Raw genomic sequence first — 17,311 nt, 5'->3', positions numbered from 1 at the left:
GAAAGAGTCGAGTCTAAAACAAAATAGTTATACAGTACGTTAACTAAATAAACTACATGCATAACTAAGTCAAAATAAGGTTTAACAAATTATGGTTTTTATAAAGCACATGAATAGATAGTTTTGGAGTAAAATTTAAAGACCATGGATGTAAAAAATAGTATACTGGCTTCTTTGTTATTCATATGCTTTGCGTATGCCAATGGTCAGGAATTGAATTGTCTTGATGTACCATATAAACTTCGAGGATATTTTTATGCAGGAAGTGGTATAATCGATACAGAAGCTCCTGGAGGTTTTTATGAAGCAAGTAATAGACCAAAAAAAAATGATCAATTTATCAGAAAAATTGGAAATAATTCAGATCTTCAATTAGTTGTTAAAACGGACTCTATAGTTGAATTTAGGGATGGAGTGAAAGGGTTCAAAGTATTTCTGATAAATAGTACCGATTCTATATATCTATTATCAGCTCAGGACAGCAGAATTTCTGTGGTTAGACAAGTTTATTATAAAAATGAATGGCAAGATGTTGAATATCTACCAAGCAGTTCGTGTGGTAATAGTTATCATTCGGTATATATAAAACCAAATGAATATTGGGATTTCACCGCTCCTTGTATGGAAGGAAAAATTAAATCCAAATTTAGATTTAATTTACACATAGGAGTGACTAAGGATTTAGCCATTAAAAATCTTTATTCGAATGAATTTGAAGGAAGTTTTAATAAAGAGCAGCTTAAAAGAGAACAGGGACATGAATCTATTAATATATTGAATCCCTACAATAACTAAATGATTTTAAAAAGGGTTAGAAATAGTATCAAATATTTGCTAACCCTTTTGCGGCTGGTTATTAAGGTCGCTGTATAGTCAGATCTGTGCTATCACTTTCTGCACAGTTATTAGTTTTTTGAGTGATTGATAATACATCTCCGATTCTGGCATTGGATTGACCAAATGGAGCAAAAAAGCTTCCGTCATTATTTGCAGTTACTGTAGTAGATATTCCTGCAGCGTCTGTAATGATTACAGTAGCCACCGGTTTTACAGATCCCTCAGTACCGTTGATTGCCAATCCTCCGGCGGCTATGGTGATGGTTGCTGTCATATTTTCTGCATCCGGTTTCGGGCATTTTTCTTTCCCGCAGCTAATCCAAAGAAATGAAATAACAAGTACAACAAGAAAACTTATAATTCTTTTAAAATGTATAGTGCACATGAGGATGCAGTTTTAGTTTTTAAATAAATATCAGGCAAGTAGGCTGTAAAAGAAAAGATTTGGTATAAAGAATTTTTAATTTTTTTTGAAATTCAATTTTACAAAAAAGCCTAAAAAACAATAACCACATAGTTTTGAATACTTCCACTGTTGTCAGAAATGTATACAATTACATTTATCTAGTTTTTTTATTACCCTCGGTTCTGACTGGCCCATATTCAAAGAGAGAGTTTTTGGCGTTGTAATTTTTTAGGCTTTTTGTTTATTCCGTATACTGAATTTTGGCTAACTCAAATATTTATAAGAATTTCAATATTGTTTATCAAAAGTAAGTAATACTACTATATACGTAAAGAGGCAAATAACTGATTTTTTAAGGGGTTTGTTACCCTTTGTGCTATGATTCTTTATGTTAGATTGATTGTGTCCTTTAGAAAGAAATGTAGAAGTAAATTGACCACCTAGTATTATGAACTTGTTTTTCTTTTGCAATTATCATTTTATGCTATATTGTTGGTTAACAAAAGAATTTAGAAATGATATATTAAATATAATGATGAATCATAAAAAAATAATAGAGGAGCTATCAAGAAATGAACAGATTTTCAAACAATTATTACAAGGTATCTCCAAAGAAGCATATAGTTGGAAAGATAAACCCGGTCGCTGGTGTCTATTGGAGATCGTTTGTCATCTTTATGATGAAGAGCGGGAGGATTTCAGAAAAAGAACAAAGCATTTACTTGAGACTCCTAATCAAGAGTTTATACCTATTGATCCAGAAGGATGGGTTAAAGACCGAGAGTATATCCAACAAGAATATGATATAGTCTTAAATAATTTTTTAGAAGAACGAAGAGCATCTCTAAATTGGTTATATTCTTTAGGAACTTCAGGTTGGAACAATATATCAGTACATCCTGATTTAGGTAAGATGACTGCTCAACAATTTCTTGCTAATTGGTTAGCTCACGATTATCTTCATTTTAAGCAAATCACAAATTTAAAGCTGGATTATTTGAAATATACTTCAGGAGAAGATTTTTCGTATGCTGGTGGTTGGTAATAACTAAATTTAAAAAGATTTAGAAAAATACAACCCGACACTATCTCCTGTAAAATGAGGAGCAAAGGCAATATCTTCTGAGTTTTTAAAAGGATTCCAAGATATAAGGTGTTCATAATGATATACCAATCTCGTAGTAAGGATACCAATACCTGCTCCAACCAAAACATCAGAGAGGTAATGCTTGTTATTCATCATTCGTAAACTACCGGTGGTCACGGCAAATAGATATCCACTATAGGCTAAAAGAGGACTTGTATCGATAAACTCTTCGTACAATACCGCAGCAGAGACAAAAGCCATAGAAGTATGTCCGGAAGGAAAAGAGTTAAGCTGGGTAGGATCTCCGGGTCTAGGTTTACCAACTTCTTTCTTCAAAAATGTTGTTGCGGCACTTGTTACTAATGATGATATCAAAAGGTTTTTAGTTTGATCAAACCAATGATTTCTGGATTTCACACCAAAAATATCAGCAGCATACATCTGCAGGATTGGAGCATATCGTGTATAATCGTCAATGCCAAGATAAAAATCATTCCCTACAGAACTTCGAATATCTTTTTGTAAGGATTTTTCAAAATCACTAGTAGACAAAAGAATTCCTGACGCAATTAAAGTTATGGGCACCACCCTTTTTGAAAATAAATTCTTTTTGGGTTTCTTACGTTCAGTCTGTTTAGTGTTTTTAAGCTGATCTTTAGCTAGGGGTGATTCTGTAAACTGGGCATTTGTAATATTGATACAAAGACATATCAATAGCAGGCTAATACTAATTTTCATAGGTTATTCTTTTTTGCGTAGGTGATTTGGGATCAACCATTCCGAAATATACTATTTAAATATTAAAAAAATGTTAAATTAAAAGATATCTTATGAACGGATTTTTTAAAAATTATTACGTAATTTTTTTGCAAGAAGCTTAAAACTAGTGTTTAAGGGTGGTTCACTTAGTTTTTGATATTTAATAGGAGAACCAATAATTCTTTAAAATATACCGAAAATTAGGATCGAGCATAAAAAAGGATATTACTCTTACTGTTTTATAGGATTCGTTCAAAAAAGACTTATATTTGCACGCAATTAAATCTTAATTGCAATGACAGCACACGAATCCAAAATAGTTGGAGAAGGTCTTACCTATGACGATGTACTTTTAGTTCCTGCATTTTCTGAAGTGTTACCACGAGAAGTAAGTATTCAAACAAAATTTACAAAGAATATAACAATTAACGTCCCTATAGTTTCTGCAGCTATGGATACCGTTACAGAAAGTCGTATGGCAATTGCTATGGCACAAGAAGGTGGTATTGGAGTATTGCATAAAAATATGACGATACAGGAACAGGCGATGAAGGTGCGTAAAGTTAAAAGAGCAGAAAGCGGAATGATTATCGATCCTGTTACTTTACCATTAGATGCTAAAGTAGCTGATGCTAAAAATAATATGCGAGAGCATAGTATAGGAGGCATACCTATCGTTGATGAAAACCATAAACTATTAGGAATCGTTACCAATCGTGATTTACGTTTTGAAAAAAATAACGACAGACCGATATCCGAAGTAATGACTAGTGAGAATTTGGTGACTGTTGCCGAAGGTACTTCATTACAGGAGGCAGAGGTAATTTTACAGGATAATAAAATCGAAAAGTTACCGGTAGTTAATAAGGACAATACCTTGGTAGGTTTAATTACTTTTAGGGATATTACTAAACTTACCTTAAAGCCAAGTGCCAATAAAGATAGTTTGGGGCGTCTTCGTGTTGCTGCTGCAATTGGTGTTACGGGAGATGCTGTTGATCGTGCCGAAGCATTAGTTAATGCTGGAGTAGATGCTGTAGTTATTGATACAGCACACGGACATACAAAAGGAGTAGTTAGTGTCCTAAAAGAAGTAAAAAAGAAGTTTCCGGATCTGGATGTCATCGTAGGTAATATTGCTACAGCAGAAGCAGCTAAGTATTTAGTAGAAGCAGGTGCAGATGCGGTAAAAGTTGGAATTGGACCTGGATCTATATGTACAACGCGAGTGGTTGCTGGAGTTGGATTTCCGCAGTTTTCGGCCGTATTGGAAGTTGCATCTGCAATAAAAGGATCTGGGGTTCCAGTTATTGCAGATGGAGGGATCAGATATACAGGTGATATACCAAAAGCAATTGCTGCAGGAGCGGATACAGTGATGCTAGGTTCTTTATTAGCAGGAACAAAAGAATCTCCCGGAGAAACGATTATATACGAAGGAAGAAAGTTTAAGTCGTATCGTGGAATGGGATCTGTTGAGGCTATGAAACAAGGTTCAAAAGACCGTTATTTTCAGGATGTAGAAGATGACATCAAAAAATTAGTACCTGAAGGAATTGTGGGTCGTGTAGCTTATAAAGGAGAGCTTTATGAAAGTATTCATCAGTTTGTTGGGGGATTACGTGCAGGGATGGGATATTGCGGAGCAAAAGACATCAAAACACTTCAGGATACCGGAAGATTCGTAAAAATTACAGTAAGTGGGATACACGAGAGTCATCCGCACGATGTAACCATTACTAAAGAAGCACCTAATTATAGCAGGTAATCTACAGAATTAGATATAAAAAAACTAAAGCAATATGGTAACGTATTGCTTTTTTTGTATGTTTATTTAAACTCAAAATCAATCAAGTAAGAATAATGAAAATAAAATGGGCTATTTTTTTTCTAAGTTGCATTTGTATAGGGTGCTCTAATCATCAAAATCCTTCATTTAATAAGGTAGATACCCAAGGCGAATGGTTAGTACAAGCAATTCATATGGATAAAGACTATTATAAACCAAATACCGTAATTATGGAGTTTAGTGGAGATAGCCTTTATTATAAAAATTTGGATGAAGAAAGACAATTAGCAAAAAGAAAATTAACATATTCTAAAGATTCAATAGCTATAGATACTGTTCAGATTCCGATAAATAAGTTTAAAATTGATAATGATCGTCTTCAATTTATAAATAGTATAGCACATAAGATTCTTCCAACAGATTCAATCAATATAAACAACGTAAGAGATGTTTTATTCTCACAGAAATGGGAAACTGATCAAGGGGTTTTTATATTTGAAAAAAAAGGTGATAGCTTGAAGTTTATTCCAAAAAAAATAAAAGAATACAATCGTTATTGCTTTGAAATATTGTCTTATAAGAATGCTGTTTTTTTGCTTAAAAAAGGTAATCAAATGGCTTGTAATAGAGACTACCAGTTTATTGAACAGATTATTTCTGTTTCCGAAAAAGAGATAGTCACTTTTGGGTTTGTGGATGGGGTTTTTAAAAACATTGTATATAAAGCTTCAAAAGTACAAGAAAATGTAAAACCAGCAGTGTTTCAATTGTGTAATAGATATATAAATAAGAATAATCCAAGAGATCGATATTATTATCAAGGAACCGAGTATAAAGGAGGTTTGTATCACATCAGAAAAATTGTTGATCAACAATATAATGCACCAGAAGGCTCTACAGAATCTGGAATTTTTCAAGTAAGGTTTGTAGTTAATTGCGAAGGAAAAGCTGGGATGTTTGAATATCAAGCTTTTGACTATGATTATAAACTCAAAAATTTCTCAGAAGCGATTGGTAATCAGATTTTTGAAATCGTAAAAGGAATGCAAGATTGGATTCCTGGAAGACATCCAAAGACAGACCAAATTATTGACACATATATTTATTTAAGTTTTAGAATAAAAGATGGAAAAATCATTCGCATATATCCTTAATTGCATTCTGTTTATAACTTTTTATTCTTGTCAAGAAACAAAAAAACAAGATTTTGAAAACCTGACGGCAGAAGAAAGGGTTTTAAGAACCAAAGAGCTAGAATATCAAAGAGGATTTCATTATCAAGCTAGTTCGTTTCGTCAGGCTTATACAGATTCTTTAATTGCATTGAATCCAGAAAATGCTAGTTACTATCAAGGTAAATCGATAGGCCACAGCAAAATAGGGGATTACCATATTTCATTTCCTTTGTTAGAAAAAGCAATGAAACTCGATCCCAAAGAAACATTGTATTATACATCTTGGCTGATGACCGATTTATATAAAGATTATGATCGTGCCATAGAATATCTTAATCGATATGATGACTATACTCCCGGACAAGTAGATTATGCCTGGGGGAATAATGTAAACTTTCTTAAAGGAGAAGTTTTGCAGGCATTAGGAAGACATGAAGAAGCAATAGCGGAATTTACAAAAGCAATAAATGAAGAAGGGATGGAATATATAGATCCTTCTGCATTTCCATATAGAGGGATTAGCTATATGGCATTGAAAAAATATAAAAAAGCGATTGCAGATTTCGATTTAGGTATTAAGGTTTATGACAAATCTTCATTGTCATACTATTATAAGGGAATCGCATTATTGGAGATGGGTAAAAAAAATGAAGCTCTAATACATATAGAAAAAGCCAAAGAATTAGTATCCAAAGGATTTAAAAAATCAGATCCTTATAAAGAAGTGTATAATGAAATATACTTAATGCAGATAGAGGACAAGCTAAGAGAAATAGGTGAATAATTGAAAAGCCTTAGGTATTATGTAATACCTAAGGCTTTTCAATTATTTTTTGATGGATCTAATCTATTATTGCAGAGGAATACCCAGTTTTGTCATTACTGTTTTTGTAAGATCAAATTTTGGATCAACATAGGCTAAGCCACTACTGGTAATAGTTAATACTTGCGTATATCCTTCAGCTTTGGCAACTTCTTCTAATGCTTTGCCAATTTTATTGTATAAAGGTTGCAATAATTTATTTTGCTCCAGTTGAACCAATTGAGAGCCATTCTGACGGAATTTAGCAATGTCATTTTCTAAATTGATAATTTCTTCCTGCTTTGTCTTTTTCATAGGCTCAGTCATAGTAGCCACTCCTTCTTGATATGCTTTTACTTTTGCTTGGTAATCATCTACCTTCACTTTTAAGTCAGCTTCTAATTTAGTATTGTAAGCCTTTAGATCTTCTTGTACTTTAGTAAGTTCAGGCATTTTAGAAAGTATAAAATCCGTATCAATAGTTCCTACCTTAGATTGTGCAATAGTTTGTGCACTGATAAACAATAATAGAATTGGAAATAATATGTTTTTCATCGTAACTTCTTTAATTGTAAATTTTTTGCAAATATATAAGGTCTAAAACAATATACGTGCCAAGACCTATATTTTTTAAAAATCTATTCTTCAAACAGTTGACCACGATGAGGTTTTAAGGCATCTCTTACAGTTTTCATTTCAGAATCTGTGACCACCATAAATGCTATACTGTGCATCTCATTAACGTTTTGATGCCCCGTGATATTTATAGATAGTTTTTCTAAAGTGATGTATTCTTTAAGATGAATTTCGTGATGCTCTGCTGTTTTACTTGCAGCCGGACCTCTAAAATCCCAGATAAGTTTTAGTTTTCTTTCCAATTTTATATAATTATGTTTACTAACATTTTTCTAATACACTACTTCCCTCTTCTGCAAAAGCCTAATTTCTAAGCAGTAAATTTTGATTTTGTGAGTGTATTAAATAATTATTGATTTATAGTTAGGATATAAAATGCCAAGATAAGGAGATCGATAAAATTTAAAAAGCTATTTCATACTATATTGGCCATATCATTCGTTACAAGAAAGAGCTTGTAAAACGCATTAATATTGTTATTTTTGTCCGATTGGGGACTTTATTAAAGAGAACTATGCACAAAAAATCTATTCTATTTTTTTTAGGAGTAATGTTTTACTCCTTGGTATTCGGTCAGCAAAAGGATTCTGTACTTCTTACGATTAATAACTCACCGGTGTATACATCAGAGTTTAAAAGAGTTTACCTTAAAAATATTGACTTGGTAAAAGATGAATCCCAAAAAGACATTGACGAGTATCTGGAGCTTTTTATCAATTATAAATTGAAACTGGAGGAGGCTAAAGAACAAGGACTCAATAAAAAAGAATCTTATATAAAAGAATTAGAAGGATATAAAAAACAATTGTCCGCAGGATATCTTACAGATACAAAAGCGACTGATGCTATGGTTAAAGAAGCATATGATCGTTTACAAGAAAGAGTAAATGCTAGTCATATTCTGATTCAGGTGCCATCTGGCGCATCTCCAAAAGATACTTTAGCAGCCTATGAGAAGATTACTGAAGCCAGAAATAAGATTGTTAACGGTGCTGATTTCAAAGAGATAGCCATTCAGTATAGTCAGGATCCTTCAGCAAAGAAAAATGGTGGTGATTTAGGCTGGTTTTCAGCGTTCAGGATGGTTTACCCTTTTGAACAAGCAGCTTTTACAACCCAGATTGGAGAAGTATCAAAACCTTTTAAAACACGGTTCGGATACCATATTGTTAAGGTAAATGATAAACAAAAATCATTAGGAGAAGTTACCGTAGCGCATATAATGGTTGCTTTTAATAAAGAAAGAACAGAAAAAGAAGCAGAAATTAGAATCCGAGAGATTGGTTCACAGCTTTCCCAAAATGCCTCTTTCGAATCTCTGGCAAAACAATACAGTGACGATCGCAATACAGCCATCAATGGGGGTAAAATAAATCGTTTTGCACAAGGCGCATTGAATTCAGAGGATTTTGAGAAAGTAGCTTTTGCCTTGAAAGAGCCTGGTGAATTATCAGAACCTGTAAAGACCAAATACGGTTGGCACATTATTAAACTTATAGAAAAGCACCCGCCTAAATCTTTTGGCGAGGTACAAGGAGAGCTGACTCAGCGAATTAAAAAGGATAGCAGGTCTCAACTCATTACAGAGTCTTTTATAAACTCGCTAAAAGAAAAATATAATTTAAAACGAAACGAAGAAGCAATAGAACATTTTAATAAAATGGTGCCGACGTCAATATTCAGTGAGAAATGGGAAATTCCTGCCGATGATATGATGGAAAAACCAATATTTTTGATCGGTGATGAGCGTTTTTTCTACAAGGATTTTGCAAGTTTTATACAGCAACGAAGTGGTCGTAAAACGAAAGTTTCTGATATTTCAGTTTTCGTTGATACATTGTATGATGAGTTTGAGTCTTCAAAACTACTTCAGTATTACGAAGAGCACTTAGAAGATGACAATCCGGACTTTGCCAATGTCATTTCAGAATATAGAGACGGCTTATTGTTATTTGATTTAATGGAATCTAAAATTTGGAATGCAGCGAAAAACGATTCCGTAGGACTTGAAAAATTTTATGAATCCAGAAAGAATACGTATCTAAAAGAAGAGAGCTTTAAGGTTATTAAGGCGTCTTCTTCTAAAAAGGAACTTATAGATAAAGTTAAGCTTCTCCTGGAAGATGGGAAATCGATTGAAGAAATTAAAAAAGAAGTAAACACTTCTGATACGGATAAAGTAATATTTTCTGAAGAAGAGATCACAAAGGGAGAGAACGAAATAGCGAACGATTTTTCTGGTAAAAAAGGACAGCTGATCAGTGTGAACCAAGATGACTATATTACACTATTTAAGGTATTAGAAGTAATGCCGGCTAGAGTAAAAACTTTTGAAGAAACGAAAGGGAAAGTTATTAATGATTTTCAGGAAGACTTAGAGAAAAAATGGTTAAATGAACTTAGGAAAAAGTATTCAGTTGAAATAAATAATAAAACGTTGAAAAAAATCAAAAAAGAACTTTCTATATAAATGCGATATATCTCAATCATAGTGCTGTTTCTTTTTTATATTTCTTGTGATAAGGTAAATCGTCAGTCAGATAAAGAGGTCGTAGCAAGAGTTAATGACTCCTATCTTTACAAAGACGAGATTAAAGATCTTGTTCCGGATGGAGTATCCAGAGAAGATAGTACCAATATTGTAAACAATTATATAAATATTTGGGCTACTAGGCAGCTGTTTATCGATCAATCCAAACGCAATTTGACCGAAGTAGAACTTCAAGAGTTTGACCAATTAGTGGAAGATTATAAGAGTACTTTGTATATCAATGCTTACAAAGATGCAGTGATTAACAAATCCATTAATATGGAGGTCACCGAAGATGATCTGACATCCTATTATTCAGAAAATTTAGAAAATTTTAATCTTAATCAAGAATTGGTAAAGTTACGTTACTTACATTTGCCACCTGATTATAATAACATTGTTGCAACGCAAACACGTTTTAATCGTTTTAATGAAGAAGATGAAGAAGATTTGCGCAGTAAAAGGTTAGAGTTTGTAACCTTTTCTTTTGCTGATTCTATCTGGGTTCAGTTTGATCAGGTGTTAAATAAGATACCAGTGCTTAAGAGTCAGGATAGGGATAAAGTGCTTAAAGATGGCAAATATGTGCAATTAAGGGATTCTTTAGGAGTGTATATGTTTAAGATAGAAAAAGTCCTAAAGAAAAACGAAACTGCACCTTTGTCTTACATAAAACCAACAATACGACAGATAATTCTGAATAAGAGAAAGCGGGAATTGATAAAAAAATTAGAAAAGGATATAACAAAAGATGCTATTAAAAACAAACAATTTGAAATCTACAATTAAAAACATCACCTGTTTTATTACATTACTACTATTGGGTACAGGAAGTCAGATATGTGCTCAGGAAATTATTGAAGATGTCAAAAAAGAAGCAGTACAGAAAGAGGATTCGGTAAAAACGTTTGAGAAAATCAAGATAGATGGAGTTGCAGCAGTTATTGGAGAGTATGTAATTCTGGATAGTGATATTACCATCGCATATCAGCAATTGATAAGTGAGGGAGTATCTGCATCTGATGTAAGTCGCTGTGAACTGGCAGGAAGCCTATTTGAAAATAAATTATACGCGCATCACGCAGTACAGGATAGTGTACTTGTTACAGATGCAGAGGTAAACTCTATGGTAGATCAGCAATTAAGCTATATGACCAGAGAGATAGGAACTATGGAAAAAGTTCTGAAATTTTACAGAAAAGATAGCGAATCAGAATTTAGAAAAGAACTTTTTGAAATTAATAAGAGTAACCGATTGGCAGAGCAAATGCGTTCTAAGATTGTAGAAGGTGTAGAGATTACTCCAGAAGAAGTAAGAGAATTTTTTGATGAGATCCCTAAGGATGAGCGACCACTTTTTGGTACTGAGCTAGAACTTGCTCAGATTGTGATAGAACCAAAAATACCTGAAGAAGAAGAACAGAAGGTAATTGATCGGCTAAAACAGTTTAGAACAGATATTGTAGAGAATGGAAGTAGTTTTGCAACAAAAGCTGTATTGTATTCGCAAGATCCTGGTTCCAAATCAAAAGGAGGTAAGTATACCCTAAACCGTCAAACACCTTTTGCAAAAGAATTTAAAGATGTAGCATTCAGTTTACAGGTTGGTGAAGTAAGTGAACCTTTTAAGACTGATTTTGGATGGCATATCATACAACTCGATAAAGTAAGAGGAGAAGAGATTGATGTAAGGCATATTTTACTTGTGCCGGATGTAACAAGAGAAAGTGTAGAAACAGCTCAAAAACTTGTGGATTCGGTTCGTAGTGCAGTAGTCTCAGGAACTATTGGCTTTAAAGAAGCAGCAAGAAAATTTAGTGACGAAAAAGAAACCAAAGAAGACGGTGGACAATTATTAAATCCAACAACCGGTGATACACGTTTTGAACTTACCAAAATTGATCCTATATTGTACGATCAAGTATCAAAATTAAAAACGAATGAAGTTTCTTTGGTGATCCCAGATCAGGATCGTCAAGGACGTACAAAGTTTAAACTAATTACAGTACTGAATCGTTTTGATGAACATATTGCAGACTATGCCAAAGATTATCTCAAAATACAGGAATTGGCACTTAGAAAAAAGCAAATTGAAGCAATACGTAAATGGCAGGAAGAAAAAATTAATGATACGTATATTAAAATTAATGGTGAGTACAGAGACTGTGAGTATAGTGGTAACTGGTTAAAAAAAGAAAAATAATATGTCTGATGTTGCAGCAGTAGAAAAACTGGTAAGCAAGCATACCGAACTCAAGAAAGAAATTGCTAAAATTATCATTGGTCAAGAAACAGTAATCGATCAGATACTTATTTCTGTATTTTCCGGAGGGCACGCGTTACTAATTGGAGTTCCGGGATTGGCTAAAACCTTAATGGTAAACACAATCTCTAAAGCGTTAGGACTCGATTTTAAGAGAATTCAGTTTACACCCGATTTAATGCCAAGCGATATACTTGGAAGTGAAATTTTAGATGAGTCAAGACATTTTAAATTTATAAAAGGACCTGTGTTTTCAAACATTATCTTGGCAGATGAGATCAACAGAACTCCTCCAAAAACACAAGCGGCATTATTAGAAGCTATGCAAGAGAGAGCTGTTACCGTTGCAGGTCATCATTATAAGTTAGATTTACCGTATTTTGTATTAGCTACACAAAACCCTATCGAGCAAGAAGGGACATATCCATTACCCGAAGCTCAGTTAGATAGGTTTATGTTTGCTATAGAACTTAAATATCCTAGTTTTCAGGAAGAAGTAGAAGTAGTAAAGAGTACTACAGGAGATACTTCGGCTACGATTAACCCTTTATTTACAGCACAAGAAATTATAGATTTCCAGCATCTAATTCGGCGTATTCCTGTAGCCGATAATGTCGTGGAATATGCTGTAAGAATGGTTTCTAAAACTAGACCCGATGGCGAATCAGCTACAGAATTAGTTAAGAATTATATTGACTGGGGTGCAGGTCCGAGAGCATCTCAAAATCTTGTTTTAGCGGCTAAAGCTAATGCTGCAATAAAAGGAAAGTTTTCTCCGGATATTGAAGATGTACAGGCCGTAGCGATGGGGATATTACGTCATCGTATGATCAAAAACTACAAAGCAGAAGCAGAAGGTGTAAGCATCGAGGATATTATCCAAAGTCTATTTTAGATAACAAAATTGTGGTAGAGGTATGAGTATCTTAGCATCACTTCTTTTGTAACAAAATAGAATTTATAAAATTATAATTTAAAAAGGTTTAATTCGTATCTAACGGATTAAACCTTTTTCATTTCTACATGTCTTAGTAATGAACGTTCAATTAGAATTTAGTTTAATAAAAAGAAAAATTAGGAAATGAAAAATATTTTAGCTTACGCGATGATACTGTTTTTAGGAATCTTAACGGTATCTGCACAATCAGAAGATGATGGATTGGATAGGAGAGAATTAAGAAAAGAGTTTAATGAGAGCCTTTCTGAAGATCAAAAAACGCAATTAGAATATCAAAGACAATTGCATACAGAACACAGAAAAGCTTTAAAAGCAACCTACACAGAAGAGCAATTAGCAATTGTTCAAAATGACGACCTTTCGAGAAAAGGAAAACATAAAGCTTTGAAACCTACCTTGAGCGATGAACAAAAAGAAATGAAGAAATCGCATAAAGAGGCTATGAAATCAGAGAAGGGTAAATTTGAAGCATCTCTTAATGAAGAGCAGTTAAAAAAGTACGCAGAAATAAAAGAACAGAAAAGAAAGAGGGGGTCTAAACATAAAACAAGAAAATGAGTAGATCACTAATTTCAGGGTGGATTATAATGTAAAGTGAAGTGTAACAGCTTCACTTTTTTTATGCGTTTTTTGTTTAATTTGATTTTTTTAGCATAATTGTTTAATAAATTACTATAACGTTTTCGTAATTTTTAGAATTATGGCTTAACATATTAGATGTTTTTTTATATGATTACTATTTTACTTATTCTATAATTGACAATTTCTGTAAATAGATATGATATTTTTTTCAAAAATGTAAAAAAGGATTATTAACGCTATTCATTTAATAAAATCCTTTAAAATTTGTATTTTCGTCGGACTTTTCAATACATAAAACACAACTATATGGCATTCGATATCGATATGATAAAAAAGGTGTATGCTCAGGTTGCAGAAAGAGTAGATGCTGCTCGTGAAGTAACCGGAAAGCCTCTAACCTTAGCAGAGAAAATTTTATACTCACATCTTTGGGACGGGAAAGCAAAAAATGCTTTTACGAGAGGAAAAGATTATGTTGATTTTGCACCGGATCGTATCGCGTGTCAAGATGCAACTGCACAGATGGCATTATTGCAATTTATGCAAGCAGGAAAAAAGAAAGTTGCCGTACCAACTACGGTGCATTGTGACCACTTGATCCAGGCAAAAGTAGGAGCAGCTAAAGATTTACAATCTGCTATGAATACGAGTAGCGAAGTCTTTAATTTCTTAGAATCTGTGTCCGATAAATACGGAATCGGATTTTGGAAACCAGGAGCTGGAATTATTCACCAAGTGGTTTTAGAAAATTATGCATTCCCGGGTGGTATGATGATAGGTACCGATTCACATACTGTAAATGCAGGAGGATTAGGAATGGTTGCTATCGGTGTTGGTGGAGCTGATGCAGTAGACGTGATGGCAGGAATGCCTTGGGAACTGAAATTCCCTAAATTAATAGGTGTAAAGTTGACCGGTAAATTATCTGGGTGGACGGCACCAAAAGATGTAATTTTAAAAGTAGCAGAAATTCTTACCGTAAAAGGTGGAACCGGAGCTATTGTAGAATATTTCGGTCCTGGAGCAACCTCTATGTCCTGTACTGGAAAAGGAACTATCTGTAATATGGGTGCCGAAATAGGAGCTACAACATCCACTTTTGGCTATGACGAATCTATGGAACGTTATTTACGTGCTACCGATAGAGAGGATGTGGCTGATGCTGCTAATGCAGTAAAAGAGCATTTAACTGCTGATCCTGAAGTATACGCTAATCCAGAACAATATTTTGATCAGGTAATAGAAATTAACCTTTCAGAACTTGGTCCTTTACTTAACGGTCCATTTACTCCGGATTTATCAACGAAGGTTGGTGCAGATATGACAGAGAAAGCTACCGCCAATGATTGGCCATTACAAGTAGAATGGGGATTGATTGGTTCTTGTACAAACTCTTCATACGAAGATTTATCACGTGCTTCTTCGATTGCGCAACAAGCCTTAGACAAAGGATTAAAAATGAAAGCAGAACTTGGGATCAATCCGGGTTCTGAGCAAGTGAGATATACAGCAGACAGAGATGGTATTCTTGGAATATTCGAAAAATTAGACGCTAAAATATTTACAAATGCTTGTGGACCTTGTATAGGACAATGGGCAAGATATAGCGATCCTAAAAACGCACCAAAGAATAGTATCGTTCACTCCTTTAATAGAAATTTTGCAAAGCGTGCCGATGGTAACCCAAATACGCATGCTTTTGTGGCATCTCCCGAATTGACTGCTGCAATTGCCGTTTCGGGACGTTTGGATTTCAATCCGTTAACAGATAAGTTGATCAATGAAGAAGGGCAAGAAGTAATGTTTGATGAGCCAACTGGATGGGAATTACCTCCAAAAGGTTTTGAAGTAGAAGATGCCGGATATATTGCCCCACAAGAAGATGGTTCTGGTGTAGAAGTAGTAGTAAGCCCAACCTCAGAAAGATTACAGTTATTAACTCCGTTTGAACCGATAGGTAACGAAATTAAAGGTGCTAAACTGTTGATTAAAGCTTATGGAAAGTGTACTACGGACCATATCTCTATGGCAGGTCCTTGGTTGCGCTACAGAGGACATCTGGATAATATTTCCAATAACTGTTTGATAGGAGCAGTAAATGCGTACAATAAGAAAACAAATTTTGTTAAAAACCAGCTTAATGGTGAGTATGACGGAGTCCCTAATGTACAAAGAGCTTATAAAGCTGCGGGAGTTCCAACAATTGTAGTAGGTGATCATAACTACGGAGAAGGTTCCTCTCGTGAGCACGCTGCGATGGAGCCAAGACATTTGGGTGTTGTGGCGGTAATCGTAAAGTCATTCGCACGTATTCACGAAACAAACCTTAAAAAACAGGGAATGTTAGGTCTTACTTTTGTAAATGAGTCAGATTATGACAAAATACAAGAAGATGATACGATCAATTTCTTGGATTTGGATCAATTTGCTCCAGACAAAACTTTAAATATCGAGTTTGTACACGCAGATGGATCAAAAGATATAATCGAAGTAAACCATACCTACAACCACGCTCAAATTGAGTGGTTTAAAGAAGGTTCTGCTTTAAATTTAATCAAAAAGCAAAACGCTTAAAAATCGATTAAATATAATAAACTACTTAAAACTCCTGAAGACTATTCTTCGGGAGTTTTTGTTTTATTAAGCCATTGAATTTTGTAAATTTGCGTATATGGTACGCCAAAATATTAAAGTAGCTGTTGATGCGGTAGTCTTTGGATATAAGGACAAGGCCTTGCATGTACTCTTGATAAAAAGAAATGTTAATCCGTTCAAAGATTCCTGGGCGCTTCCTGGTGGTTTGGTTTTAGAGGAAGAGAGTTTAGAAGATGCTGTAGTACGTGAACTTAAAGAAGAGACAAATGCCACCGTAGATTATTTAGAGCAGTTGTATTCTTTTGGCAAGCCAGATCGTGATCCCAGAAATCGAGTGGTAAGTGTTACCTATTTTGCTTTAGTAAAGCCAGAACATCACGCTATCAAGGCGGATACAGATGCAAGTGATGTAGGTTGGTTTGATATAAATGAACTACCTCAATTAGCATTTGATCACCCTACAATCTTGGATATGGCAAAAAAACGACTTCGTAATAAATTGACCTATGAGCCTATAGGGTTTGATTTACTGGCAGATAAATTCTTATTTTCAGATTTAGAGAAATTATATATGACCATTTTGGACAAGCAGATTGATCGTAGAAATTTTAGAAAAAAGATTCTAAGCTTCGGAATTTTAGAAGAGTTAAAAGAAAAGGTATCCGAAGGACGAGGAAGACCTGCAAACCTATTTAAATTTAATCAAAAACAATACTTCAAATTAAAAGAAGAAGGCTTCCTTTTTGATATAAAGTAATTAAGGTGAATAACAGATAAGAAAATTTACGTCAGTCAGAGTGATTTTCAATAGAAAGTTGTATCGAAGACCTGCCTACCTGTCGGATGGCAGGCAGGCAAGTGAATTTCTGTCTCTGAAAACTTTTCGATACGA

16 protein-coding genes are annotated in these 17,311 nt (G+C 34.0%); 12 read left to right on the top strand and 4 right to left on the bottom strand.

The features are described 5' to 3' along the window. Nucleotides 1-144: 144 nt before the first annotated feature. Nucleotides 145-795, top strand: a complete 651-nt coding sequence (locus tag ACE94K_RS20320) for a hypothetical protein (protein WP_378176828.1) — start codon at nucleotides 145-147, stop codon at nucleotides 793-795. A gap of 61 nt (nucleotides 796-856) precedes the next feature. Here ACE94K_RS20320 and ACE94K_RS20315 read toward each other — a convergent pair whose 3' ends face one another. Beyond that, entirely contained in the window at nucleotides 857-1,222 is a 366-nt protein-coding gene (locus ACE94K_RS20315; RefSeq protein ID WP_378176826.1) for a hypothetical protein, read from the bottom strand. 553 nt (nucleotides 1,223-1,775) lie between these two features. Between ACE94K_RS20315 and ACE94K_RS20310 the strand changes: the two genes are divergently transcribed. Then, nucleotides 1,776-2,288 carry a DinB family protein gene (locus ACE94K_RS20310; protein ID WP_378176824.1) on the top strand — a complete coding sequence of 171 codons (513 nt, stop codon included), beginning with the start codon at nucleotides 1,776-1,778 and terminating at the stop codon, nucleotides 2,286-2,288. A gap of 9 nt (nucleotides 2,289-2,297) precedes the next feature. On the opposite strand, the gene ACE94K_RS20305 is transcribed toward ACE94K_RS20310, so the two are convergent. Further along, nucleotides 2,298-3,068 (bottom strand): phosphatase PAP2 family protein, encoded by a 771-nt coding sequence (locus tag ACE94K_RS20305; protein WP_378176822.1) that lies wholly within the window; start codon nucleotides 3,066-3,068, stop codon nucleotides 2,298-2,300. Nucleotides 3,069-3,384: 316 nt separating this feature from the next. Here ACE94K_RS20305 and guaB point away from each other — a divergent pair, with 316 nt between their 5' ends. From guaB to ACE94K_RS20290, 3 genes are all read left to right on the top strand, one after another. Beyond that, the gene (gene guaB / locus ACE94K_RS20300; protein ID WP_378176820.1) at nucleotides 3,385-4,857 is read left to right on the top strand and encodes an IMP dehydrogenase; all 1,473 of its coding nucleotides are present in this window, start codon (nucleotides 3,385-3,387) and stop codon (nucleotides 4,855-4,857) included. 95 nt (nucleotides 4,858-4,952) lie between these two features. Beyond that, a complete protein-coding gene (locus ACE94K_RS20295; protein ID WP_378176818.1) occupies nucleotides 4,953-6,032 on the top strand; it encodes a hypothetical protein in 1,080 nt (359 codons plus the stop codon). Next, nucleotides 6,004-6,837: a tetratricopeptide repeat protein gene (locus ACE94K_RS20290; protein ID WP_378176816.1), complete on the top strand. Its 834-nt coding sequence runs from the start codon at nucleotides 6,004-6,006 to the stop codon at nucleotides 6,835-6,837. The genes ACE94K_RS20295 and ACE94K_RS20290 overlap by 29 nt, the downstream gene beginning before the upstream one ends. A gap of 66 nt (nucleotides 6,838-6,903) precedes the next feature. Here the strand turns inward: ACE94K_RS20290 and ACE94K_RS20285 are convergent, their stop codons facing one another. Both ACE94K_RS20285 and ACE94K_RS20280 read right to left on the bottom strand, forming a co-directional pair. Then, nucleotides 6,904-7,410 carry an OmpH family outer membrane protein gene (locus tag ACE94K_RS20285; RefSeq protein WP_378176813.1) on the bottom strand — a complete coding sequence of 169 codons (507 nt, stop codon included), beginning with the start codon at nucleotides 7,408-7,410 and terminating at the stop codon, nucleotides 6,904-6,906. Between the two features lie 83 nt (nucleotides 7,411-7,493). Then, the gene (locus ACE94K_RS20280; protein WP_378176811.1) at nucleotides 7,494-7,733 is read right to left on the bottom strand and encodes a hypothetical protein; all 240 of its coding nucleotides are present in this window, start codon (nucleotides 7,731-7,733) and stop codon (nucleotides 7,494-7,496) included. A 272-nt stretch (nucleotides 7,734-8,005) separates the two neighbouring features. On the opposite strand from ACE94K_RS20280, the gene ACE94K_RS20275 reads away from it, so the two are divergent. From ACE94K_RS20275 to ACE94K_RS20245, 7 genes are all read left to right on the top strand, one after another. Next, nucleotides 8,006-9,961: a peptidylprolyl isomerase gene (locus ACE94K_RS20275; protein ID WP_378176809.1), complete on the top strand. Its 1,956-nt coding sequence runs from the start codon at nucleotides 8,006-8,008 to the stop codon at nucleotides 9,959-9,961. Further along, nucleotides 9,962-10,810, top strand: a complete 849-nt coding sequence (locus ACE94K_RS20270; protein WP_378176807.1) for a peptidyl-prolyl cis-trans isomerase — start codon at nucleotides 9,962-9,964, stop codon at nucleotides 10,808-10,810. After that, on the top strand, nucleotides 10,773-12,224 hold the full coding sequence (locus ACE94K_RS20265) for a peptidylprolyl isomerase (protein WP_378176805.1): 1,452 nt from the start codon (nucleotides 10,773-10,775) through the stop codon (nucleotides 12,222-12,224). The genes ACE94K_RS20270 and ACE94K_RS20265 overlap by 38 nt, the downstream gene beginning before the upstream one ends. Before the next feature lies 1 nt (nucleotide 12,225). Continuing rightward, nucleotides 12,226-13,179: an AAA family ATPase gene (locus ACE94K_RS20260; RefSeq protein ID WP_378176803.1), complete on the top strand. Its 954-nt coding sequence runs from the start codon at nucleotides 12,226-12,228 to the stop codon at nucleotides 13,177-13,179. A 186-nt stretch (nucleotides 13,180-13,365) separates the two neighbouring features. Continuing rightward, entirely contained in the window at nucleotides 13,366-13,800 is a 435-nt protein-coding gene (locus tag ACE94K_RS20255; protein WP_378176801.1) for a hypothetical protein, read from the top strand. A 330-nt stretch (nucleotides 13,801-14,130) separates the two neighbouring features. Next, nucleotides 14,131-16,398, top strand: coding sequence for an aconitate hydratase (locus tag ACE94K_RS20250; protein ID WP_378176799.1), 2,268 nt, complete (start codon nucleotides 14,131-14,133; stop codon nucleotides 16,396-16,398). Nucleotides 16,399-16,495: 97 nt separating this feature from the next. Continuing rightward, a complete protein-coding gene (locus tag ACE94K_RS20245; protein ID WP_378176797.1) occupies nucleotides 16,496-17,176 on the top strand; it encodes an NUDIX domain-containing protein in 681 nt (226 codons plus the stop codon). Nucleotides 17,177-17,311: the final 135 nt, after the last annotated feature.

Source organism: Aquimarina besae (assembly GCF_042434905.1).
Classification (GTDB): Bacteria; Bacteroidota; Bacteroidia; order Flavobacteriales; family Flavobacteriaceae; genus Aquimarina.
This window is presented reverse-complemented; position numbering and strand designations above follow the sequence as displayed.